This is a genomic window from Chitinophaga ginsengisegetis (assembly GCF_900168065.1).
GTDB lineage: Bacteria > Bacteroidota > Bacteroidia > Chitinophagales > Chitinophagaceae > Chitinophaga > Chitinophaga ginsengisegetis.
Genome location: NZ_FUZZ01000001.1, coordinates 1,629,831 through 1,651,711, shown reverse-complemented (window position 1 = coordinate 1,651,711; position 21,881 = coordinate 1,629,831). Strand labels below are relative to the sequence as shown.

Genomic DNA, 21,881 nt, shown 5'->3' with positions numbered 1-21,881 from the left:
GATCAAGTCCACATCACCTCCACGTCACCTCCACATTAACTCCATGTCAAAGGCATGTGCTAAGTATCTCCAAAGCAAGTGAAAGGCAACTGCAAAGTAAGGGCTATCTATCTTCCAATACATTATGGTTTTGTAATGCCAAACTCCCCGAGGAACCGGTGCAGCGTTGTCATATCTTCCTGCAGATGCAGTGCCGACACCACGGCCCTGTTGATTACCGGGCTATGCGGCTGAGGATAAGGAAAGCTGGAAATGATCAAGTCCCGGTCCTGCAGGTATTGCACCAATGCCTCACCAGGTGGCAGGATGAACATGGGCAGGCCATGCGGGTTATGCACAGCAGTATTGGCCGTAAGATGAAGGAGATAAGCAATGTTTTGCTGTAACGACCGGTGCATTTTGGCTATCAGTTCCCCCGATTGCAGCCAGGCGTAGGCGTGGGCCGGTATCATAGGCGTGCTGGCGGAAAAGAGAGGCAGCCTTTTTATTGCCATAATATCTGCTGCATGCCCGGCAACAACCCCGCCGGAAACGCTGTATGCCTTTGCCAGTGAAGCGGTGAGCAGGTATCTTACAAATGGTGTTTGCGGTAAAAAATGGATAGCCCCCTGCCCGGCAGGACCTAATATACCGATCCCGTGGGAGTCATCTGCCAGCACCAATACCTTACGCTGCAATTCCTGCAACCAGTGAAAAGGGTGGATGGTGGCGGTAAGCGGGTTCACGGTGTCGGTGATAATCACAAAGTGATGATCCGGGTGTGTGTTTACTTTTTCGATGGTTTGAGCAATCCATTCCTCCCGGCTCATGACCGGCAGCTCCGGTTGCTGATGCCACAACGATGGGTGTGCATCCGGTGCATACAGGGGCTGTTTACCGCTGGTGGCGTATTGTGCCGCTGCCTGTGATGCCTGGTACCCGGAGGAAAAAACGGCCGCTGATTGTTGTTGCAAATGGCTACTCAGCGCATGTTCTATTTCTTCGTATATGGATAAACGTAAGTTAGCCGACCTGGAGGAAGGAAACAGGGCGCCGTACTTTTCAATCCCCTGCGTAAGGAGGTGCTTGAAGGCAGGCAACTGGTGCAGCCCCAGGTAGGCAAACCCGGAAAAAAACAGGCAGCTGCGGCCGTCCTGTGTAACTGTTCTTCCGGGTGTATAATCTGTATGTAACATAGCCGTTAATCTTTCTTGGTACATAAGATAAACTGGAAATCGGTAGATGTTACCTGCATGTCGAAATAATCTTCGGTAAGCCTGGTAACGGTTACGAGGTTTTCCACTTTACGGTCGCCGTTCTTCGCGGTAACAGAAATCATGGCGCCATTGCTGAGGATAAAGTATTTACCGGTATCCGACCGGCCGGCAATAGTAGCCACAAAAACATTATTATCCAGGAACTGGTAATAAGCATCCCGGTAATAACCTTTTTTAAGATCCTGCGCCTGTATGTATTGCGTGTTGCTGATGGGCGACTCCGGTGGAATTTTTACATCGTATACCCGCCACTTTTTATTCATCAGCAGTTCATTGTTCTTTTTACCCTGACAGGCGGTGATCAGGGGTAACACCGCGATAGCGGTAAGTAGATGACGTATTTTCATGAATGATCAGTTCCCTGTTTTTTCTTTATTGTGAGCGGCAGATCCACCTTTGGGGATGGACAGGCTTTCCCATTTGTCTTTCAGGATCATTTTCCCGATGTATACGATTTGTCCTACATGGTAAGGCACATGCGCCAGCTGCCGGTTTATGGCATCTATCACGATGTGAGGCTCGTTACGGATAAATACGGTCCTGTCCAGGTCTGTTTCCTGCAGGCTGCGGATGGCCAGCAGCATGCAGTCCCAGCCTTCATCCCAGCGTTGCAGGAGCTGTTCCTGGGTAAGAGCGCTTTCCTCAAATTCGAGGTCGCGGTTGCGGCCGGGCTTCTCTCCATCGGTGGTGAGGAAATCAGTCCAGCGCGACAACATATTGCCATGCAGGTGTTTGACGATCATGGCAATGCTGTTCGGCTCTCCGTCCGGTTGCCAGTTCAGCTGGTCTTTATTGAGCCGCTGGATGGTTTTAAGACCCAGTTCCCGGTGTATTTCCAGCCGTTTTAGTACGCTTTGTAAATAGATAGACTGAATAGACATGTCAATATTTTTAAGTTAATATCCTGCTGCGCTGTCGTCGCCGCGTTTATCACCCGAAGCTTCCAGGTAGCGGCTTTCAGGCGCTCTTTTAATAATTTCAGTACGGCCGATAGGGCCGCGTTTCACTACTTTATAACCCATTCCTTCCAACGCCTGGATGGTGGTGTCGGGGAAATCGTTTTCCACGGCAATTTCATCCGGCAGCCACTGGTGATGGAATTTAGGTTTGTTGATAGCCTCTGATGGAGTGAGTCCGAATTCCAGTGTATTCATCAACGTTTGAAAAACGGAAGTGATAATAGTGGAACCGCCGGGGGTACCCAGGGAATACAACACGTCGTCCTTTTGTAAAACGAGGGTGGGCGTCATGGAGCTGAGCATGCGTTTGGCCGGCGCGATGGCGTTGGCTTCGGTGCCTACCAGTCCGTACATATTAGGTACGCCGGGTTTTACACTGAAGTCGTCCATTTCGTTGTTGAGCAGAAAGCCTGCTTTGCCCACTACCGTTCTGCTGCCAAAGTGACCATTGAGGGTAGTGGTTACGGCTACTGCATTGCCATCGGCATCGATGATACTGAGATGTGTGGTTTCTTCGCTTTCAGGAAGCACACCTGCTTTGGTATGTTCGCTGGAACCAGCTTTGCCGGGCGTAAAGTCCTGCATGCGGGTGGCCAGGTATTTTTTGTTGGTGAGTTGGGAGACAGGCACCTTCACAAAATCGGGGTCGCCGAGAAACTGGGCGCGGTCGGCATAAGCGCGTCTTTCAGCTTCCACCATCAGCTGAACTGCCTGGGGCGACTGGAATCCCCATTGTGAAATGGGATAGTTTTCCACCATACCCATCAGCTGTTGCAGGCAGATGCCACCGCTGGAAGGGAGGGGCATGGTTACAATCGTATAGCCTTTATAGTTAAAGGCCACGGCTGTTCTTTCTTTTGCTTTATAGTTTTTGAGATCCTGCAGGGTCATGATGCCGTTACCACGTTTCATTTCTGCTACAATGCTGGCGGCGGTTTCCCCCTGGTAAAATCCTGCGGCTCCTTTATTTCGTATAAGCGTGAGGGTATGTGCCAGTTCTTTCTGTACCAGTGTGTCGCCGGCTTTCCAGGGTTGTTCTCTTACAAAGGCGGTTTTGCTGGTGTTCAGTCTTTCGAAATCGGCTCTTGCGTGGTTGAGTCCATTGGCTTCTGCTTCGGTGATCACAAATCCTTTCTCTGCCAGGCGGATAGCGGGCGCTATGAGTTTTGCAAAAGGCAGTTTAGCGTATTTCATGGCAGCAAATAATCCGGCAACAGTGCCGGGGACGCCTGCTGCGAGGTGGCCATCAAGACTCAGCTGTGTGATTGGATTGCCGAGGGAGTCGAGGTACATATCCCGGTGCGCTTTTGCCGGTGCTGTTTCCCGGTAATCGATGGCGATGTTCCGGCCATTTTTGAGATGGCCTACCAGGAAGCCTCCTCCGCCGATGTTGCCGGCGCCGGGATATACCACTGCCAGCGCGAGCTGTGTGGCTATTGCCGCATCTACCGCGTTGCCGCCCTGTTGGAGTACAATGGCGCCTACACGGCTGGCCAATGGATGTGCAGATACTACCGCTCCGTGCAGCACTTTAATATCTTTCTCAATACTATAATCGTAAGGATGTAGTTCATCTGTTATTTGCTGGGCACAGGCGGTATGTAAAGTGCATACCGTCATCCCCAGCATGATAAGGAAACGCATGGGTATCTGTTTGGATCGAAATTAACGATATGCGGGGAATTATAGGAAATTTAATAATTTAAGTGGTGTTAATAATTATCACCGGAAAACAATTCCTAACTTACAGTATTCAATAATTGCAGGCTTTCTATGCGCAGATTTGTTCTAATGGCCGTTGTTATACTGGGCGCTTTTTTCGCGGATGCCCAGGTGCCAACACCCGGTCAGTTTCTCGGTTATCCCCTGGGAACCCAGTTTACGCCACATTATAAGGTGGTAGATTACTTCAAACAGGTAGCAGCTACGGCGAAGAACGTAAAGCTGGAACAGTATGGTACCACCTATGAAGGCAGGCCGCTGTTGATGGCCATTGTTGCTTCTCCTGAAAATATAGGCCGGCTGGATGAAATCCGGCAGCACAGCCTGGACATGTCTAACGCAAAAGGCGGCAACACCGGTAACCAGCCGGTAATTGTATGGTTAAGCTATAATGTGCATGGCAATGAGGCTGTTTCCACAGAAGCAGCTATGAAAGCATTGTATGAACTGGTGAATAACGGGAATGCACAAACGCAGCAATGGCTGAAGAACACGGTAGTGATCATTGATCCCTGCCTTAACCCCGACGGACGCGAAAGATACGTGAATTTCTATAACAACACCCGTAGCGTTACACCCAATGTAAACCGCTGGTCGAGGGAGCATAATGAACCCTGGCCGGGCGGAAGGGCCAATCATTATTACTTTGATCTGAACCGCGACTGGGCCTGGCAAACACAAAAGGAATCGCAGCAGCGGGTGGCGAAGTACAACCAGTGGATGCCACAGCTGCATGTGGATTTTCATGAACAGGAAATAGAAGCGCCTTATTATTTTGCGCCTGCGGCAGAACCTTTTCATGACGCCATCACGCCCTGGCAGCGCCAGTTGCAGGTACTTATCGGCAGGAATAATGCGAAGTACTTCGATCAGCAGGGATGGTTGTATTTTACAAAGGAACGCTTCGATCTGTTCTATCCCAGCTATGGCGATACCTATCCCATGTACAACGGCGCTATTGGTATGACATACGAACAGGGTGGCAGCGGAAGGGCAGGCGTAGCAGTACTGAAAAAGGATGGCGATACGCTTACACTCACCGACCGTATTGCGCATCATTTCACCACCAGCATGTCTACCGTGGAAGTGGCATCCCAACAGGCAGAGAAGATCATCAGCGAATACAAACAGTATTTTGAAGCAGCGCAGAAAACGCCACAGGGCGGGTATAAATCGTACGTGGTGAAAGCCGGCGGCAATACGGAAAAGCTCAATACACTGGCAGAACTGCTGCGCAAAAATAATATCGCGTTTGGCTTTGGCGCCAATGCCGGCAGCGCCAGCGGGTTCAATTATTTTACGGGTAAAACAGAAACGTTTACCATCGATAAGGAAGACCTGGTGATCAATGCCTACCAGCCACATTCCAATATGCTGCGGGTATTGTTTGAACCGGTATCTCACTTAACAGATTCAGTTACTTATGATATTACTGCATGGGCGCTGCCTTATGCTTACGGACTAACGTCCTATGCGGTGAAGCAGCCGTTAACACCAGCAACAGATGCACCGGCGGTGCGTAACAACACGACGTTATCGATACAGCAACCATACGCTTACCTGGCTAAGTGGAACAGTGTACGTGATGTGAAATTCCTGTCGGCTTTACTGCAAAACGATATTAAAGTACGCTTTACAGAAACACCGTTCACCGCCGGGGGAAAGGATTTCCCGGCAGGCACGCTTATCATTACCCGCTCGGGCAATACTGCTAAAGGGGATCAGTTCGACCGGTTCATTACCATGCAGGCCAATCACTTTAAAATTTCACTGGAAGCAGTGGCCACTGGTTTTGTGGATAAAGGAATGGACTTTGGCTCTGATAAAATCCGCTTTATCCGCAAGCCGGAAGTAACCCTGCTGGCAGGAAGAGGCATCTCTTCACTGGGCATGGGAGAGATCTGGCATTTCTTTGAACAACAGCTTGACTTCCCTGTAACGGTGGTGGATGAACGAAATGTGGATGATATTAACTGGGACCGTACGGATGTATTGATTTTAGCAGATGGCGATTATAAAATGTTTGAAGACAAAGCAGCTACCGATAAGCTGAAAGAGTGGGTGAATAACGGTGGAAAACTGATTGCGCTGGAAGGTGCGGCAGCACAGGTAGCGGGCGCTGAATGGGGTATTAAACTGAAGAAAGAAGAAGAGAAAGATAAAGACGCCAAAGAGAAAGCGGTAGCAGCGCATCCGTATGATGCGGTGAAACCTTACGCCAACAGGGAGCGTGAAAGCATTAAACAGTTTATTCCCGGCGCTATTTATAAAGTGCAGCTGGATACTACACATCCGCTGGCTTTTGGCTATCCTGCTTTGTATTATACGCTGAAACAGGATGCCCATTTGTATGAGTTTATTGAGAGTGGCGGCTGGAATGTGGGCGTGTTAAAGAAAGACAGTTACCTCACCGGTTTTGTGGGCGCATCTACCCGGCAGCAGTTGAAAGACGGGCTGTTGTTTGGCGTGAAAGAAATAGGTAACGGATCCGTTATTATTCTTGCAGATAATCCTTTGTTCAGAAGTTTCTGGGAAAATGGCAAACTGTTGTTCAGTAATGCAGTTTTCCTGGTAGGACAATAGTTTAAAGGTTCCTTTTTATATTACATCCCAGGCTATGGGAGGTGTTGATGCTAACGGGTTTACCAGCCAGCATTTCATTGATGGCATTTTGCAGGAGGCGCGTTTTTACGGCATCCGCGTTACCCGGACTATCATCAATTCCTCCCTTATAAGCAAGCCGGCTGTTTTTATCAAACAGGAAGCATTCGGGTGTATGATTGGCATCGAAAGCATTGGCCAGCACCGCATTTCTATCTACCACATAATACCAGCTGAATTGCTGTGAGGATGCATACTGCTTCATGGCGGCAAAGGATTCACTGCCGGTACGCGCGGCTTCATTGGAGTTCACCATAATTACGCCGATCTTGTTTTTTGAAGCATACTGGCAGATGTTACGCAGCCGCTCCTGGTTACGCAGCATGTACGGACACTGATTACTGCCAAAGATGACCAGTAACCCGTTTGTGCCTTTTGCGGTGGCCAATGAAATCTCTTTTCCGGAAATATCGGTACAGGCAACTTCTGATTTTGGTAAGGGAGATCCTGGTTCCAGGGGAACTTCCCGGGTTGGATGAAAGGAAGAAAGTAAAATAGTACAGCAGGATAAATAAAAGGTGGCCTTAATCATAGCAAATGGTTTTCAGGTCCTGACTAAATATAGTAAAATGCTACAGGATATTCTTGCCTTTTTTTCAGGCAAATAATCGTTTAAGATATAATAAAAAATAATAAGATAGAAATATTTGTCAGGTAATAAAAGAACGAATTGATAATGTGTATTATGCGGGCAGGGATTCTTTTTTTCTTGCGTCGCTGACGGTTCTGATACTGGCATTCAGTTCAAAGCCAACCAGGAGGATAAAGGAATTGAAGAACACCCACAGCATGAGTACGAGGATGGTACCGATGGAGCCATAAATTTTATTGTAGTTGCCAAAATTATTTACGAACCAGGAAAACCCAACGGTAACGAGGATCATGCATATGGTGGCTACGGCGGCGCCGGCGGTGATAAATTTCCAGCGGGTGGTGGTAGCGGCGCCAATGCGGTACAGCACTGCGTTAACCGAGTAAAAAAGCATAATGATCAGCACCCACCGGGCTATATCGATCACGTTCCGCAATAGTGTACTGTGGATGCCAATAATATTAAATAGCCAGCGGAGGGTAGCTCCCTGTGCAATGATAAGGGCAACGGTAATGAGCAGCAGGAGAACCAGGATAGCAGTAAGTTGCAGGGCTATCAGCCTGTTTTGCCACCACTTTCTTTTCCGGAAGCCGGCGCCCTGTATTTTGCTGAAGGAACGGAGGATGCCCATTACGCCGTTGGAGGAATAGAAGAATCCCATCAGGAAGGCGATAGAAAGCAATCCGTTGCGGTGTGTGTAGAGGAAGTCGTGGATCATTCCCCGCACAATCATGTAGGTGTTGTAGTTGGGGGTAAGATCTTCTGCCAGGTCGTAGAGGGTGGGCTCTATGTTTTGTACCGGGATGTAGGGTACCAATGTGAACAGGAAGATGAAAAACGGCGGGATGGCCAGGAGGAAGTTAAAGGAAATGGCCCTGGCGCGGTCGCCCAGTCCCCGGCTTTTGGTTTCCTGCCCGAAATGTTTTAGTACGTCGTATAATGGGATGCCTTCAAACCCGGGAAGGATCAGTGTTTTAGTCCTTTCCACCAGCCGGCGGTAGGGTTTTGAACGGAAGATGATGTTTTCGGGTCTGAAGGCCAAATTTGTTATTTTATTTAGAATCCTCTTTTATTCAGTTCTGCCTGGTATTTTCTTGCGTTTATCAGGTGCTCGGCATAGGTGGCTGCGAAAGCATGATAGCCGGAGAAGTCGGCTCTGGCACAAAAATAAAGGTAATCTGTTTCCGGAGTATTCAACACGGCATTTAAAGTTTTTTCCGAGGGGGTACAAATTGGTCCCGGAGGCAATCCTGCATAACGGTAAGTGTTATACGGAGAATCGAAGAGGGTATGATTTTCCCGGATCCTTTTCAGTCCGAAGTCCTGCAGTGCAAACTTCACGGTAGGATCTGCCTGGAGGCGCATGCCTTTCCGGTAGCGGTTAAGGTATACGCTGGCCACTATTGGTTTTTCATCGTTTTTATTGGTTTCCTCTTCTACAATGGAGCCGAGAATGGTTACTTCATTGGCGGAGAGTCCCAGTTTAGCAGCTTTTTCTTTTCTTTCCGGCGTCCAGAATTCTTCCCGTTCTTTTTCGATCTTTTTAAATACGGCTTCTGCGCCGGTATTCCAGTAAAACTCAAAAGTATTGGGGATGATGGCGCACATTACGGTGTTGGTGTCCAGGCCAAACTGGCGGAGGTATACCGGGTCGTTCATCAGGGAGCGCATTACAGTGGAATCTGCTTCCAGGTTGTTGGAGATTTTCCTGACGAAATCGTTTTTAGTGCGGAGTTTATTAATGACGAGTACTACCGGCGTTTGTTTTCCGGAGCGGAGCATTCGGGCAATGTCGAAGTTGCTCATGCCGCGGGTAATTTTATAGCGTCCTGCTTTTACGCGGTTGGGATAGTCCAGTTTTTCCGCTACCCAGTTAAAGCTGTTGCGGTTGCGGATAATGCCTTGTTCTTCCAGTCCGTCGAGTACAGCAGCATAGGTGCTGTTGGTGCGCACATAAAAGTACTTGCTGTCGCCGAAGGGTTTGGTATTGGGGCCAAATACGCGGTAAGAGGTATATACCAGTGCACCGGCTGCCAAACAGCCGGCAATGACCAGTATCCGTCTTATCCAGACAGATTTTGCGCTGGATTGTTTGCTTTTCTTCGCCATAGATAGTGTTGGAAGTTACAAGTGGGCAAAGGCGTGATCAGTCAGGTTTTTCAATTACTCCGCCGGATGCCATTAAAAAAAACCTCGCTTTTAACGGCGAGGTTTCAAATATTATTATTCCGATAGTGTTAATTACTTGTTGGGAGCGGGAGCCGGCGCCGGAGCAGGTGTAGTACCTGGTAACGGAGTTGACTGTGCCGGAGGCGCAATTGGCTGTCCTGCGGATGCTTTTTCCACTGCACTAGGTGCTACCTGCTGAACTTTGCTGCCTTTACCAATAAAGAAAGGAGCAGTCAGGCACAAGATGGCAATCAGTGCCGCCAGTATCCAGGTACCTTTTTCCAATACGTCAGTTGTCTGACGCACCCCAATCACCTGATTTCCAACACCACCGAGGTTGCCGGAGAGTCCGCCACCTTTTGGGTTCTGGATCAGCACGAAAAAGCCCAACAACACACAGGCTAATATGATCAGGATACCAAAAATTATCAACATAGAAATTACTGTTTATTTTTATCTGTTTTTGACTTTAAGTCTAATATCTTCTGCGCAAAATAAGCGTTTTTGTCGGGATTAAGCAAACTTAATTTTTGATATATCTTAATCGCGTTGCCATACTGCTGCTGACGTACCCAGATTTCAGCCAGGGTTTCAGAAACGATATCGTTGTTGAATACGATGGAGTCCATCGCCATTTTTTCCACTGTTTCAGAAACTTCCGGTTCTTCGTCTTCTTCATACATCCGGTGTAATTGCTGGTGATACCAGTCTTTGCTGGTTTTCCCGGCAAAATTGTCCTTCATTTGCCGTAACCAGGAGGTAAAACTCTTCATTTCTGCCGCTCCCTGTTCGTTTAAATCATCTGCTTCTTCAGGATGTTTGAGCCTTTTGTAAGCAAAATAATCGTCCGTGTATAAAGGTTGAAAGATCAGCTCCGTTTCTTCTTCGGCTGCTGCCATTGGGAATATCTTAATAGGCCCGGAGGAAGTTGATTCCTCCTCTTCGTTTGCAGCCTCCACATGATCCACATGATCCTGCCCGTTTGTAGCGGCCGGCATCACTACCGGTGGGGGTAGTACTTCCATGGTATGACTGGCGCCTCCGGGTTCAAAATCTGCGATGGCTATGGACGCTTCCGTTTCCGGGGCGGTAGTATGATATTCCGGTGTATGTGCTGTTTCTGTTACTGATGCCAATGCTATATTTTCTTCTTCTTCTTCCGGTTCAGGAATGGTTACCGGTTCTTCCATCACTTCCTGTTCTTCCGGATCTGGAATAACTACCTCTTGTTCCGCTGGTTCAGGAATAGTTTCTATTTCCGGAAGTGCATCTTCCGGAATAATGGCGGCCACGCGGTTTTCTACCTCCTGTAACACCTGTTCTGCTGTAATCAGCTGATAAGCATAGTGATGCTGATCTGAATACAGGAGCGCTTTTTTTACAGCAGGGTGATGAAGATTGCCGGTTTGCTGGTATACTTTTCTTGCCAGCAGGAGGCGGGCTGCGGAAAAATATGGGTGATCCGCTACCAGTTGCTCCATTGCAGCTTCATTTACCAACTCCAGGGAGGGTTGTAGAAACACATGTGCTATAATCCTGTTTGCCGTCATAGGTTGCTAATGTAATAAATTAATGATTACACACTACCAGTTTGCAAAAGCCCTGTTGAAGATATCATCTGTGATACCTGGAATAATATTGCTTTCCAGCAGATTGTTTTCCACGGTGCTGGGCAATTGCGTGGCCGGGAACTCTGCGGAACGGGAAAAGGATTGGGTAAAGCCTTTTTTATCGCCTATTCTTTTAATGAAAGTAACGTTTACGGTAACATTGAGCCTGGAAGTAGCTGCCTGGTCAACGTTGGTTACCGCCGCATTGGAAAAGGAGTAGCCGGTAATGGTGGCTTTGAACTCATAATCGGCGCGGGGTTCTGTTTCGTTCACCTGTGTAAGACGGGTTTGTGAAGTGATTTTATCACGCAGTTTCATCGTCAGCTTCTGGCTTAAAGTGGGGTTATTGATAGGCGCCCTGTTTTCAATAAAGCGTACGTTCACGGTGGTGGCTCCCGGTTCTATACTGGCGCCGGTGGTAGAGTACTTTACGCTGCAACCTGCCAATATTGCCATTATGCCGACGGCTATAAATACTTTGATATTGCGGATCATTGTGGTGCTAAAATTAAGATTCGTTTATTCAGCGATATTATATTCTTTGAGTTTGCGGTAAAGCGTTCTTTCGGAAATACCGAGGTCCAGCGCGGCATCCTTACGTTTGCCTTTGTGCTTTTTCAGTGCTTTCACAATGAGCTCTTTCTCTTTGTCGGCAATAGATAATGTTTCTTCTACTTCTTCGTGATGATCAATTTTATTATCCGGCAGGATAATGGGCTGTTGCGCCGGTCCCAGTCCTGCGCCGGGAGGCGTATTCATTTCTGCAGCGCCGGGATAGCTGTGCAGCACGTGATTATCGGCATGATACTCGGCGGCATGGGCCATATTCGGATTTTGCAGGATGTCGAAGAACATTTTCTTTACTTCTGTCACATCTTTCTTCATATCGAAGAAAAGCTTGTACAGGATATCCCTTTCACTGTTAAAATCGCTGTTCTGTTGCGGGGCTGCCAGCATAGGCAGGCGGTTTACCTCCGGTTGATCGGGCAGGAACCTTTTCAGGTCATTGGCAGTTACCAGCTTATCTGAAGATAGAACGGAAATTTGTTCTGCAATATTTTTCAGTTCACGGATATTACCTCTCCAGGGATAGTTCACCAGGATATTACGGGCTTCTTCATCCAGTTGTATCGAGGGGGTTTTATATTTTTCGGAGAAGTCTACCGAGAATTTTCTGAACAGTAAGGGAATATCTTCTTTACGGTCGCGGAGCGCAGGTACCCGGATGGGTACTGTGTTGAGCCTGTAGTAAAGATCCTCGCGGAATTTGCCCTGTTGGGTGCGTTCCAGCAGATCACGGTTGGTGGCGGCTACTACCCGCACATCTGTTTTCTGTACTTTGGAGGAACCCACGCGGATATATTCACCGGTTTCCAGCACACGGAGCAGCCGCGCCTGTGTACCCATTGGCATCTCCCCAATTTCATCGAGGAAAATAGTGCCGCCGTTAACGGTTTCAAAGTAACCCTTACGGCTGTCTACCGCGCCGGTAAACGATCCCTTCTCGTGGCCGAAAAGCTCGGAGTCGATGGTGCCTTCAGGGATAGCGCCGCAGTTAACGGCGATAAATGGATTATGTTTACGTGCGCTCAGGGCATGAATGATCTGTGAAAAAACCTCTTTACCAACACCACTTTCACCGTTAATGAGTACCGTGAGATCGGTATTGGCTACCTGAACAGCCACCTGCAAAGCGTAATTGAGTGCAGGACTACTACCAATAATGCCAAACCTGTTTTTTATAGCCTGTATGTCCATAAGCGGTTATTCATATGTTTGATGGTTTAAAATAGCTTCAGCTTCCGTTTTTAAAATGGGAAGATGATTATTGACGATATCCCACAGAATCCTGTAATTAATCCCGTCATAGTCATGAACAATGATGTTCCTGGTTGCTTTTATTTTTTGTACCTCACTGATATTCAGATCGGCTTTTATTTTCAGTGCGCAAATAACGGCTTCCCCTATTATCTGTAATTCCCTTTCAATAGCACTGGTCAATAGCCTGGAAGATACAAAGGAGTCGAAATCTGTCGCATCTTTAGTGAATACCTGTATGGCATTGATAGAATCAATCACATCATACATGTATTTTTCTACTGACTTATCCTTCATAAACCAGGGTCTTATCTTTATTAATAGCCTTAATGAAGTAGGGGTTCCGGAGATAATCCTGCGCGACAAGATCCACTTTGATCTTCAAAATATTTTCAAGTGAGTTTTTCAGGTCAAAGAAATTGTCGGCGTACTGATCGCCGGGTATTTCTTTTTCCTTGAAGGAGTATAATAAATCCACATCACTCTCTGAGTGCATGGTATTCCTGGCTGCGGAGCCTATCAGGAAGAGATATTTTACATGATGCTTATTACAAGTATCTTTTATCTCTTCCAGGTGACTGGAAATAATCGGATTTATCATACTATCAATTATTTATTGCTAAACTACTGCTTTCCCGATCAAAGTACCTGATGTGCAGCTTTCCACTTTAACCATAACGTAATCGCCCTTTTTAAAATTTTCTTTTGGAAACACGATTACCTTGTTCTGATCATTACGGCCAAAAAGTTGCTCATCAGAGCGTTTGGAAGTGCCTTCCACCAATACTTTGAAAGTCCGGCCTACTTCTTTCAGCATGTTTTCCTGCGAAATGTCGCGGTGCAGCGCCACTACTTCTGCCAGTCTTCTTTTCTTTACTTCTTCCGGAACATCATCTGTATACCGGCGTTCCGCCAGTGTACCCGGACGTTCGGAGTAGAAGTACATATAAGACAGGTCGTAGCGGGCATAGCGCATAAGACTGAGCGTTTCCTGGTGATCTTCTTCTGTTTCGGTACAGAATCCGGTGATCACGTCGGTCGACAAGCCACAGTCGGGGATCAGTTCACGGATGCGGTCCACCTTTTTGATATACCATTCACGGGTATACGTACGGTTCATGAGCTGCAATATGCGTGAGCTGCCGCTTTGCACGGGCAGGTGAATATAGTTGCAGATGTTATCGTACTTCAGCATGGTGAAGAGTACTTCATCTGTAATGTCTTTTGGATGGGAGGTGCTGAAACGTACGCGCAGCAAAGGATTGATGAGCGCTACTTTTTCCAGCAGCATGGCGAAGGTGATGGTTTCGCTGCCGTCGTTGCTGGTCCAGTAGTAGGAGTCCACGTTCTGGCCCAGGAGTGTTACTTCGCGGTAGCCATTGGCAAAGAGGTCTTCCGCTTCCCTGACAATAGAGTAGGCATCGCGGCTGCGTTCACGGCCACGGGTAAAAGGCACCACGCAGAAGGAACACATATTATTACATCCCCGCATGATGGATACAAAGGAAGTAACCCCGTTGTTGTCCAGTCGTACCGGGCTGATATCCCCGTAAGTTTCTTCACGGCTCAGCAATACATTCACCGACTTCTGACCGGTACCTGCTTCTGCGATCAGCGCAGGGAGGCTGCGGTAGGCATCCGGACCTACCACCAGGTCTACCAGTTTCTCTTCTTCCAGCAGTTTACCTTTGATGCGTTCGGCCATACAGCCTAAAACACCCACCAGCATGCCGGGGGTTTGCTGTTTTATTTTTTTGAATTCGGTAAGACGTTTACGTACGGTTTGTTCCGCTTTATCGCGGATAGAGCAGGTGTTGAGCAGTATCAGGCTGGCTTCTTCCGCGTTGCGGGTGGGGCCATAGCCTTCCTCGCCCAGGATGGAGGCAACAATTTCACTATCGTTGAAATTCATTGCACAACCATAGCTTTCTATGTAGAATTTTTTAGTATATGTTTGGGTGCCAGTCGTTGCAGGAGCAAAAGCTTCTCCCTGGCGACTTTCATCATGCACTTTGGTATCCAGATCAAGCATCCTGACAAAAATTTTGGAAGGCAAAAATAGGTAATAAAAATAACAAAATGACAGAATGGCAGAAAATAGTATTTCCGGATGATTAATGTGCTTTCCTATATAAAAGGACATTAATGATCCGGAAACAGCTAATGGTGTATGCCTTATACCCGGCGTATCCACGAAGTATCCCCGAAGGAAAGGTGGACTTGAAGCGCTAACGCCCGCGGGACGGAGGTTACGCGGTTTTTACCCCCAGCTTCTTCGCAATCCAGCTGTTTTTCAGCGGCTGCAGCCATTGGGTATCCAGTTCCTGCTTCGTGAGTACGGTATTATTCAGGTAGATGGTGTTTTCATCGATATAACCTTTCTCCAGTGCATAGGCGACCTGGGCCATAGGCAATAGCTCTACTTTATCTTTTACGATGAAGCCGAGCAGGAGGCGGTCGAACATATTTACGCTGTACTGTTGCTCTATACTTTTGATAATGCGAACGGAACTATCTGTACTGCAGCCACTTACGGTGGTCTGCGATTCATCTGCCATCAATACGATCACCTGGTTCAACACTACCTGTCCCCAGCCTTTTACGGGAGCGCCGTGGGCGTTCCACTGGGCTGTGAACTGATGCAGCTGCTCGTTAATTTCCAGTATCTCCTGTTCATTGAATGGTCTGTTGCTCTGGTATATCCAAACCCTGGAGGCGGGAGAAAAGCCTGAAGGGAAGATGTTGCTGGTGTTCATAACACAAATTTAGGTAAATGGATTCATTTCATGCTCTCTGCGATCAGTTCTGCGATATCCAGCACCTTTACGGATTCTTCCTTGCCGGCGTCTTTTACGCCATCGGTGAGCATCGTCATACAAAAAGGACAGTTGGTGGCGATTACTGCAGCCCCGGTAGCTACAGCCTCATGTCCGCGCTCAAAGTTAATACGGGTGGCGCCTTTTTCTTCTTCTTTAAACATCTGCGCGCCACCGGCTCCGCAACAAAGACCTTTGCTTTTGCAGCGCTTCATTTCCACGAGTTCGGCATCCAGTGTTTCCAATACCTTGCGGGGCGCTTCATATATATTATTGGCGCGGCCCAGGTAGCAGGAATCATGATAAGTAATTTTTTTGCCTTTGAAGGTGCCGCCTTCCTGCATCTTTATTTTTCCTTCATCAATCAGCGACTGGAGAAAGGTGGTATGATGTATTACTTCGTAGTTGCCTCCCAGTGTGGGATATTCATTTTTCAGTGTATTAAAACAATGCGGGCAGGCAGTAACAATCTTCTTTACCTCATACATATTCAGCAGCTGGATATTATTCTGCGCCATCATCTGGAAAATAAACTCATTTCCCGCTCTTCTTGCCGGATCCCCGGTGCAGCTTTCTTCTTTTCCCAAAATGGCAAAACGGACGCCCACTTTCTCAAGGATAGTAGCAAATGCCCGGGTTATTTTCTGGGCACGCTGATCAAAACTTCCTGCACATCCCACCCAGAACAGCACTTCCGGGGTTTCTCCGTTTGCGGCATATTCTGCCATTGTCTTAATATGCATTCTTGTTATTTTAAATTAATACCGAAAATGATTGCATGCAATCAAATGAAAAGCCGAAAAGTCATGCAACTGTCTAAAATTCTGGTGTATCCTTTAAATTTCGACACTTGCTTACTATTATTACTGTTTATATCTTTAAGACGAATTGAATATAAAGATAAAAAACAGAACCGCACAAATTTTAAATCTAACTGAATTGTACGCCAGCCTGAATGATAAGGAGCTATGGATCAAGGTAGTGGAAGGCGATAAGGATGCATTGTCTTTCATCTATACACAGCATTTCCCCGCACTGTTCAACTATGGAATGAAGATTCATGCAGATGAAACTATCGTAAAAGATTGTATCCACGATCTTTTTGTGACGCTCTGGTTCAGCCGGGAGCGTTTATCCATTACTGATACCATCCGCTTTTACCTGCTGGCCAGTCTTAAAAGGAATATTCTCCGCAGCCTGAAGCCCCTGTATGTTCCCAGTATGTTTGATCAGTCGATGGACAGAGCCGATTTCAGCACCAACCCGGAACAGATCATCATGGGGCGGGAGTCGGAAAGGGAGCAGCAGCAGAAGCTGGTAAAAGTGATCAACCAGTTGCCACGGCGGCAGCAGGAGGTATTGCACCTGCGTTATTTCCAGGGCCTGGATACAAAAGAAGCCGCCGCGCTGATGTCGCTCAGCGTGAACGCCACGTATGTGCTGCTGTCGCAGGCATTGCGCTTCCTGAAAAAGCACAGCGATAAACTGGTTACACTCTTTTTGTTATGGCCATTTTAATGAGTGTTTAACAGACAATTGAAAGACAGCGGAAAAAAAATAAAAAAAAGTGGCGCCGGAACGCTAAGATTTTAACACCGGTTTACTTTACACTATAAGTATTGAAGATGAGATTCAGGGAATTCACTATTTCAGATTTTTTGCAGGAACCTTCTTTCCGGAGCTGGGTGCTGGATAACGACGCCACAGCCGCCGCTTTCTGGGAAGAATGGATAGGCAGTAATCCGGATAAGCGTGAAGACGTAATGCAGGCCAGGCAATGGCTGCAGGTAATAGGCGCTCCCACCTGGGTGCCTGATGCCGCCGCAGCACCCGATACCTGGAACCGCATTGTGCAAACCATCGATAAAACAGAAAGATCCGGCAAACCGGGCATCTTTGCCCTGCAGCCGGTAATGAATACCATAAAAAACAGGAGATGGCTGCCTTATGCCGCAGTGCTGGCGGGTATTGCCGTATTATATGCCGCCGCTTTTTTCCTGTTCACGGGCGGGGAAGTGCATCAGGCTACTGCGATGGGGGAACTGAAAACCATCCTGTTGCCCGATAGCTCAGAGATCCGGCTCAATGTGAATTCATCGGTGAGATACGCGGATAAATGGAATGCGAAAGATGCCCGCGAAGTATGGATTGAGGGAGAAGCATTTTTCACAGTAACGCATAAACGCAATAATCAGCGGTTCATAGTGCATACGCGCGACATGGATGTGCAGGTAACGGGTACCGCTTTTAACGTTAACACCCGGCGGGTGCAAACACAGGTAGTACTGAACAACGGCGTGGTGAAACTGGCGCTGCGCCCCCGCGGAAGCGATACCGCAGCACCTATCATCATGAAGCCCGGCGACATGATCACTTACTCAGCTACCACCAATGAGCTGACCAATAAAAAAGTAGACCCGGAAGTATATTCTTCCTGGCAAAGTAAAAAGCTATTATTTACAGATACGCCAATTACGGAGGTAATCAAATCCCTGCAGGATAACCTGGGCATCACTATTGAGCTCCAGGAGGAAAGCCTGGGCAGGCAAACATTTACAGGAACAGTACCTACAGATAATGTAGAAGTATTTTTCAGGACATTATCCAGGTCGTTACAGGTTACCGTTACAAAAACGGGCGCCCATACATACAGGATCAACCAACAATAGTATTTGAACTGACATAATAAACAATGCCTTACCCGCCGCATCCGGGAGGGTGACTTATGCACCGATGAAATTATAATCAACCATAATAACGAGGTAACAATTATTCAACCAACCTAATCTATTGCTATGATAGAATTTTACGCCAGGCGTGTTGGCGGAAGCATGGCTATGGCCCTGCTGATACAGCTTTGTGTGTCGCCGGCTACAGCGGCGCCTTTGCACCGTCAACATGATGTATTGTACGCCACTACCCGTCCGGTTACACAGCAGCAACCACTTCCCCTGAAGGAGGTCATTGCGATACTGGAAGACCGGTATAAAATACGTATTAACTATACGGGCAACACCATCAAAGACCTGAAAGCAACGGTTCCTTCGCCAAAAGCAGCAGCTATTAAAATGCAGGCTTACCTGCAACGTTTATTGCAACCACTGAACCTGGAGGTAGAAGAAGCCGGCGCAGATAATTATATCATTTTCCGGAAAGATCCGCCGCAGCAAACGGCTCCCGCTCCCAAACAACAAACACCTGTTCCAGTCCCTGTAGCAGCTGTGGTAACCGCCGCCCCGGCGCCGGTACAGGAAATACCCGTGCGTCCGCCGGTGAAAGGACAGGTGACACAGGAAGACGGCGTGCCCATCCCTGGCGTAACCATTGTGGTGAAAGGTACCCGCAATGGCGTGCAAACCAATGCAGACGGCCGCTTTGAGCTGAGAGATGTTCCCGATAACGCCATACTGGTATTCAGCTACATCGGCTATAAAACACAGGAAATAAAAACAGGAAAGCGTACATCCATTTCCGTTACCCTGCTTACCGATATGCAGTCGCTGAAAGACGTGGTAGTAAACGGTTATCAGAATATCAAGAAAGATAATTTCACCGGATCAGCTATTACTATTACGGGAGAAGAGCTAAAACGATTCAACCCTCAGAATATACTGGCCAGTATTCAATCTTTCGATCCTTCTTTTAAACTCGTGGAGAACAACTTCTCCGGATCAAACCCCAATGCCCTGCCCAACATCAATGTAAGAGGCACCACCGCATTGCCCACCGGCAAAACCACGGAACTCACCCGCAACCAGATCAACAGCACACCCAACCTGCCACTGTTTGTGATTGATGGTTACCCCGTTCCGGTACAGTCGGTATACGACCTCGATCCCAACAGGATTGCGGCGGTAACCCTGCTGAAAGACGCGGCAGCCACCGCGGTATACGGCTCCCGTGCCGCCAATGGCGTACTGGTGATCACTACCCGCCCTCCAAAGGAAGGCAAGCTGTCGCTCACCTATGGCTATGAACTGAACGTCACCACACCAGACCTCACGGCATACCACCTGCTCAACGGTGAGCAGAAACTGGAATACGAGAAACTGTCAGGGGTATACGAAAACGCATTAGGACAGGGGCGCGATGAACTGCAAATGCAGTACTACGCCAAACGCAGGAATGTACTGGCCGGCGTAAACACCTACTGGCTGTCCCAGCCGCTCGGCACCGATCTGGGTCACAAACATTCCGTTACGCTGGAAGGAGGCTCACAGTCGCTCAAATATATTATCGATGGCCGTTATCAAACCAATGCAGGGGTGATGAAAGGATCAGGACGCGACCGTTACAGTCTTGCTACCAACCTGCAATACAACCTGAAGGATAACAAGATACTTTTCCGCAACCAGTTCACTATTTCACAGGTAAACGGCCGGGAATCCCCATACGGCGAGTTTTCCACCTATGCCCGCATGAACCCCTATTTTCCTAAAACTGATTCTACCGGCAGACTGCTGCGGGAACTGGATAAATGGAATGTACCCGATTACCAGACCAATGGCATGAAACTCAACACCGTGCTGAATCCCATGTATGAAGCCACATTGGCCAGCTTCAACAAATCTGAATACCTGGAGTTTACAGACGCATTTTCTGCGGAATATAATATCACGAATACGTTGAGACTCCGCGGTGATCTGAGTTTAACCAAACGCCGCTCTACCGGCGATCAGTTCGTGTCTCCCTATAGCAACGAGTTCTTTGATAAAACCGGCGATGACCTGAAAGACCGTGGTACCTACACTTTCGGTGTTCGTGATGAGATACAGTACAATGGTAACCTGGTATTGAATTACAACAAAGGAATAGGCGACCACTTCTTTAACTCCTCACTCGGTTTAAATATGCAGGAAGCTAAAAACTCCCTGAAAACCTTTAAAGCGCAAGGGTTTACGAACGACCGGTTTACTGATATCACCTTTGCCAGAACATACGAAAGAGACAAAGCGCCTACCGGCGAAACGTATGAAGAAAGACTGGCCGGCGCTTTGGCAAGTATTAACTACTCCTACCAGAACCGCCTGCTGATGGATGCTACCCTGCGGGTAGACGGATCTTCTAAATTCGGGGTAGACGCACGCATGGCGCCTTTCTGGTCGTACGGACTCGGATGGAACCTGCACAACGAAAAGTTTCTGCGTAACACCATTGTATCGCAGCTGAAACTGAGAGCCACTACCGGTTTAACGGGTGAAGTATCTTTTCCGGCCTATTTATCCAATACTACTTATGAATACTATACCGGCGACTGGTACTCTACCGGCGTAGGTGCGCACTTTAAAGCGTATGGCAACTCCAACCTGAAATGGCAGCGCACACAAAACTACGACCTGGGTGCAGAACTGGGCCTGTTCCACGACCGGTTATATGTAGCGCCCCGCTATTATTATAAACGCACAAAAGATCTGCTGGCAGATATCAACGTAGCGCCTTCCACCGGCTTTTACCAGTATAAAGAGAACCTGGGAGAAATGGTGAATAAGGGATATGAGTTTAACATCCGTGGAAACGTATACCGTAACCGCGATATGTCTGCAAACCTCTGGGTAAACATGGTGCATAACACCAACGTGATCACCAAAATATCCAATGCGCTGAAAGCCTATAACGATGATATCGATAAACAACAGAATGAAAAAGATGAACTGAAATCTTTATCGCTGCTGCGTTACAAAGAAGGACAATCCATGAATACCATTTACGCGGTAAGATCGCTGGGGATTGATCCTGAAAATGGCAAGGAAATTTTCCTGAATCCCGATGGTACCAAAACCTACGTATACGATGTGAAGAATACCGTGCCGGTAGGAGATCAGACACCCAAGCTGGAAGGGTTCTTCGGCGGTAATGTAGTGTATAAAAGCTGGATGCTGGAAGTGAGCTTCTACACTAAGTTTGGCGGCGACTACTACAACCAGACGCTGCTGGACCGCGTGGAAAATGCAGACCCGAGATTTAACGTAGACTCCCGCGTGTTAACTGACAGGTGGAAGCAACCGGGCGATGTTACTTTCTACAAAAACATTGCTGATCAGTCAATGACCAGGGCCTCTTCCCGTTTTGTACAAAAAGAAAACAGGCTGGAATTTAAATCGCTGTACCTCTCTTATGAAGCGCCCGCAGCATTCTACAACCGTTTGAAGATGAGAAGCCTCCGTTTTTCGCTTAACATGAATGATATCGGCTACTGGTCTACCGTAGAGGCAGAAAGAGGTATTGACTACCCGTTTGCCAGGAGCTTCACTTTTTCACTTCAAACAAGGTTCTAAAAT

20 protein-coding genes are annotated in these 21,881 nt (G+C 47.7%); 4 read left to right on the top strand and 16 right to left on the bottom strand.

Annotated features, from left to right (window positions below; genetic code table 11):
* Positions 1 to 122: 122 nt before the first annotated feature.
* From B5Z18_RS06530 to ggt, 4 genes are read right to left on the bottom strand one after another with little or no spacing between them, the layout of a single operon-like run.
* Positions 123 to 1,175 carry an aminotransferase class I/II-fold pyridoxal phosphate-dependent enzyme gene (locus B5Z18_RS06530; RefSeq protein WP_159454214.1) on the bottom strand — a complete coding sequence of 351 codons (1,053 nt, stop codon included), beginning with the start codon at positions 1,173 to 1,175 and terminating at the stop codon, positions 123 to 125.
* Positions 1,176 to 1,180: 5 nt separating this feature from the next.
* Positions 1,181 to 1,603 (bottom strand): hypothetical protein, encoded by a 423-nt coding sequence (locus B5Z18_RS06525; RefSeq protein WP_079468568.1) that lies wholly within the window; start codon positions 1,601 to 1,603, stop codon positions 1,181 to 1,183.
* Positions 1,604 to 1,609: 6 nt separating this feature from the next.
* The gene (locus B5Z18_RS06520) at positions 1,610 to 2,137 is read right to left on the bottom strand and encodes a DUF1572 family protein (RefSeq protein ID WP_079468567.1); all 528 of its coding nucleotides are present in this window, start codon (positions 2,135 to 2,137) and stop codon (positions 1,610 to 1,612) included.
* A gap of 15 nt (positions 2,138 to 2,152) precedes the next feature.
* A complete protein-coding gene (gene ggt / locus B5Z18_RS06515; RefSeq protein WP_079468566.1) occupies positions 2,153 to 3,859 on the bottom strand; it encodes a gamma-glutamyltransferase in 1,707 nt (568 codons plus the stop codon).
* Positions 3,860 to 3,988: 129 nt separating this feature from the next.
* Here ggt and B5Z18_RS06510 point away from each other — a divergent pair, with 129 nt between their 5' ends.
* Positions 3,989 to 6,520 carry a M14 family metallopeptidase gene (locus B5Z18_RS06510; RefSeq protein WP_079468565.1) on the top strand — a complete coding sequence of 844 codons (2,532 nt, stop codon included), beginning with the start codon at positions 3,989 to 3,991 and terminating at the stop codon, positions 6,518 to 6,520.
* Position 6,521: 1 nt separating this feature from the next.
* Here the strand turns inward: B5Z18_RS06510 and B5Z18_RS06505 are convergent, their stop codons facing one another.
* The 12 genes from B5Z18_RS06505 to B5Z18_RS06450 all read right to left on the bottom strand — a co-directional run bounded on the left by B5Z18_RS06505 (position 6,522) and on the right by B5Z18_RS06450 (position 16,346).
* The gene (locus tag B5Z18_RS06505) at positions 6,522 to 7,130 is read right to left on the bottom strand and encodes a redoxin family protein (protein ID WP_079468564.1); all 609 of its coding nucleotides are present in this window, start codon (positions 7,128 to 7,130) and stop codon (positions 6,522 to 6,524) included.
* Between the two features lie 151 nt (positions 7,131 to 7,281).
* The gene (locus tag B5Z18_RS06500; RefSeq protein WP_159454213.1) at positions 7,282 to 8,232 is read right to left on the bottom strand and encodes a YihY/virulence factor BrkB family protein; all 951 of its coding nucleotides are present in this window, start codon (positions 8,230 to 8,232) and stop codon (positions 7,282 to 7,284) included.
* Positions 8,233 to 8,246: 14 nt separating this feature from the next.
* On the bottom strand, positions 8,247 to 9,299 hold the full coding sequence (gene mltG, locus B5Z18_RS06495) for an endolytic transglycosylase MltG (RefSeq protein WP_079468562.1): 1,053 nt from the start codon (positions 9,297 to 9,299) through the stop codon (positions 8,247 to 8,249).
* Positions 9,300 to 9,431: 132 nt separating this feature from the next.
* Complete coding sequence (secG, locus tag B5Z18_RS06490; protein ID WP_079468561.1) at positions 9,432 to 9,794, bottom strand: preprotein translocase subunit SecG; 363 nt, start codon at positions 9,792 to 9,794, stop codon at positions 9,432 to 9,434.
* 5 nt (positions 9,795 to 9,799) lie between these two features.
* Positions 9,800 to 10,909: a hypothetical protein gene (locus tag B5Z18_RS06485; protein ID WP_079468560.1), complete on the bottom strand. Its 1,110-nt coding sequence runs from the start codon at positions 10,907 to 10,909 to the stop codon at positions 9,800 to 9,802.
* Positions 10,910 to 10,942: 33 nt separating this feature from the next.
* Entirely contained in the window at positions 10,943 to 11,464 is a 522-nt protein-coding gene (gene lptE / locus B5Z18_RS06480) for an LPS assembly lipoprotein LptE (protein ID WP_079468559.1), read from the bottom strand.
* Between the two features lie 24 nt (positions 11,465 to 11,488).
* The gene (locus tag B5Z18_RS06475) at positions 11,489 to 12,727 is read right to left on the bottom strand and encodes a sigma-54 interaction domain-containing protein (RefSeq protein ID WP_079468558.1); all 1,239 of its coding nucleotides are present in this window, start codon (positions 12,725 to 12,727) and stop codon (positions 11,489 to 11,491) included.
* Positions 12,728 to 12,733: 6 nt separating this feature from the next.
* A complete protein-coding gene (locus B5Z18_RS06470) occupies positions 12,734 to 13,084 on the bottom strand; it encodes a HepT-like ribonuclease domain-containing protein (RefSeq protein ID WP_079468557.1) in 351 nt (116 codons plus the stop codon).
* The gene (locus tag B5Z18_RS06465; RefSeq protein WP_079468556.1) at positions 13,074 to 13,388 is read right to left on the bottom strand and encodes a nucleotidyltransferase family protein; all 315 of its coding nucleotides are present in this window, start codon (positions 13,386 to 13,388) and stop codon (positions 13,074 to 13,076) included. Before B5Z18_RS06465 ends, B5Z18_RS06470 begins: the two co-directional genes overlap by 11 nt.
* Positions 13,389 to 13,406: 18 nt before the next feature.
* Positions 13,407 to 14,819: a tRNA (N6-isopentenyl adenosine(37)-C2)-methylthiotransferase MiaB gene (miaB, locus tag B5Z18_RS06460; protein ID WP_079468555.1), complete on the bottom strand. Its 1,413-nt coding sequence runs from the start codon at positions 14,817 to 14,819 to the stop codon at positions 13,407 to 13,409.
* Between the two features lie 217 nt (positions 14,820 to 15,036).
* On the bottom strand, positions 15,037 to 15,543 hold the full coding sequence (locus B5Z18_RS06455) for a hypothetical protein (protein ID WP_079468554.1): 507 nt from the start codon (positions 15,541 to 15,543) through the stop codon (positions 15,037 to 15,039).
* 23 nt (positions 15,544 to 15,566) lie between these two features.
* Positions 15,567 to 16,346, bottom strand: coding sequence for a (Fe-S)-binding protein (locus B5Z18_RS06450; RefSeq protein ID WP_200817208.1), 780 nt, complete (start codon positions 16,344 to 16,346; stop codon positions 15,567 to 15,569).
* A 196-nt stretch (positions 16,347 to 16,542) separates the two neighbouring features.
* Between B5Z18_RS06450 and B5Z18_RS06445 the strand changes: the two genes are divergently transcribed.
* The 3 genes from B5Z18_RS06445 (at position 16,543) to B5Z18_RS06435 (ending at position 21,878) form a co-directional block, all read left to right on the top strand.
* A complete protein-coding gene (locus B5Z18_RS06445) occupies positions 16,543 to 17,121 on the top strand; it encodes an RNA polymerase sigma factor (protein ID WP_159454212.1) in 579 nt (192 codons plus the stop codon).
* A 107-nt stretch (positions 17,122 to 17,228) separates the two neighbouring features.
* Positions 17,229 to 18,272, top strand: coding sequence for a FecR family protein (locus tag B5Z18_RS06440; protein ID WP_079468551.1), 1,044 nt, complete (start codon positions 17,229 to 17,231; stop codon positions 18,270 to 18,272).
* A 126-nt stretch (positions 18,273 to 18,398) separates the two neighbouring features.
* Positions 18,399 to 21,878 (top strand): SusC/RagA family TonB-linked outer membrane protein, encoded by a 3,480-nt coding sequence (locus B5Z18_RS06435; RefSeq protein ID WP_079468550.1) that lies wholly within the window; start codon positions 18,399 to 18,401, stop codon positions 21,876 to 21,878.
* Positions 21,879 to 21,881 lie beyond the last annotated feature (3 nt).

What these genes read in the sequence shown, in the direction of transcription:
- B5Z18_RS06440 (WP_079468551.1), top strand. Translation starts at nt 17,229, where the DNA reads ATGAGATTCAGGGAATTCACTATTTCAGATTTTTTGCAGGAACCTTCT.
- lptE (WP_079468559.1), bottom strand. Translation starts at nt 11,464, where the DNA reads ATGATCCGCAATATCAAAGTATTTATAGCCGTCGGCATAATGGCAATA.
- B5Z18_RS06475 (WP_079468558.1), bottom strand. Translation starts at nt 12,727, where the DNA reads ATGGACATACAGGCTATAAAAAACAGGTTTGGCATTATTGGTAGTAGT.
- mltG (WP_079468562.1), bottom strand. Translation starts at nt 9,299, where the DNA reads ATGGCGAAGAAAAGCAAACAATCCAGCGCAAAATCTGTCTGGATAAGA.
- B5Z18_RS06505 (WP_079468564.1), bottom strand. Translation starts at nt 7,130, where the DNA reads ATGATTAAGGCCACCTTTTATTTATCCTGCTGTACTATTTTACTTTCT.
- miaB (WP_079468555.1), bottom strand. Translation starts at nt 14,819, where the DNA reads ATGCTTGATCTGGATACCAAAGTGCATGATGAAAGTCGCCAGGGAGAA.
- B5Z18_RS06510 (WP_079468565.1), top strand. Translation starts at nt 3,989, where the DNA reads ATGCGCAGATTTGTTCTAATGGCCGTTGTTATACTGGGCGCTTTTTTC.
- B5Z18_RS06450 (WP_200817208.1), bottom strand. Translation starts at nt 16,346, where the DNA reads ATGCATATTAAGACAATGGCAGAATATGCCGCAAACGGAGAAACCCCG.
- B5Z18_RS06520 (WP_079468567.1), bottom strand. Translation starts at nt 2,137, where the DNA reads ATGTCTATTCAGTCTATCTATTTACAAAGCGTACTAAAACGGCTGGAA.
- B5Z18_RS06455 (WP_079468554.1), bottom strand. Translation starts at nt 15,543, where the DNA reads ATGAACACCAGCAACATCTTCCCTTCAGGCTTTTCTCCCGCCTCCAGG.
- B5Z18_RS06465 (WP_079468556.1), bottom strand. Translation starts at nt 13,388, where the DNA reads ATGATAAATCCGATTATTTCCAGTCACCTGGAAGAGATAAAAGATACT.
- ggt (WP_079468566.1), bottom strand. Translation starts at nt 3,859, where the DNA reads ATGCGTTTCCTTATCATGCTGGGGATGACGGTATGCACTTTACATACC.
- B5Z18_RS06470 (WP_079468557.1), bottom strand. Translation starts at nt 13,084, where the DNA reads ATGAAGGATAAGTCAGTAGAAAAATACATGTATGATGTGATTGATTCT.
- B5Z18_RS06530 (WP_159454214.1), bottom strand. Translation starts at nt 1,175, where the DNA reads ATGTTACATACAGATTATACACCCGGAAGAACAGTTACACAGGACGGC.
- B5Z18_RS06435 (WP_079468550.1), top strand. Translation starts at nt 18,399, where the DNA reads ATGATAGAATTTTACGCCAGGCGTGTTGGCGGAAGCATGGCTATGGCC.
- B5Z18_RS06485 (WP_079468560.1), bottom strand. Translation starts at nt 10,909, where the DNA reads ATGACGGCAAACAGGATTATAGCACATGTGTTTCTACAACCCTCCCTG.
- B5Z18_RS06525 (WP_079468568.1), bottom strand. Translation starts at nt 1,603, where the DNA reads ATGAAAATACGTCATCTACTTACCGCTATCGCGGTGTTACCCCTGATC.
- secG (WP_079468561.1), bottom strand. Translation starts at nt 9,794, where the DNA reads ATGTTGATAATTTTTGGTATCCTGATCATATTAGCCTGTGTGTTGTTG.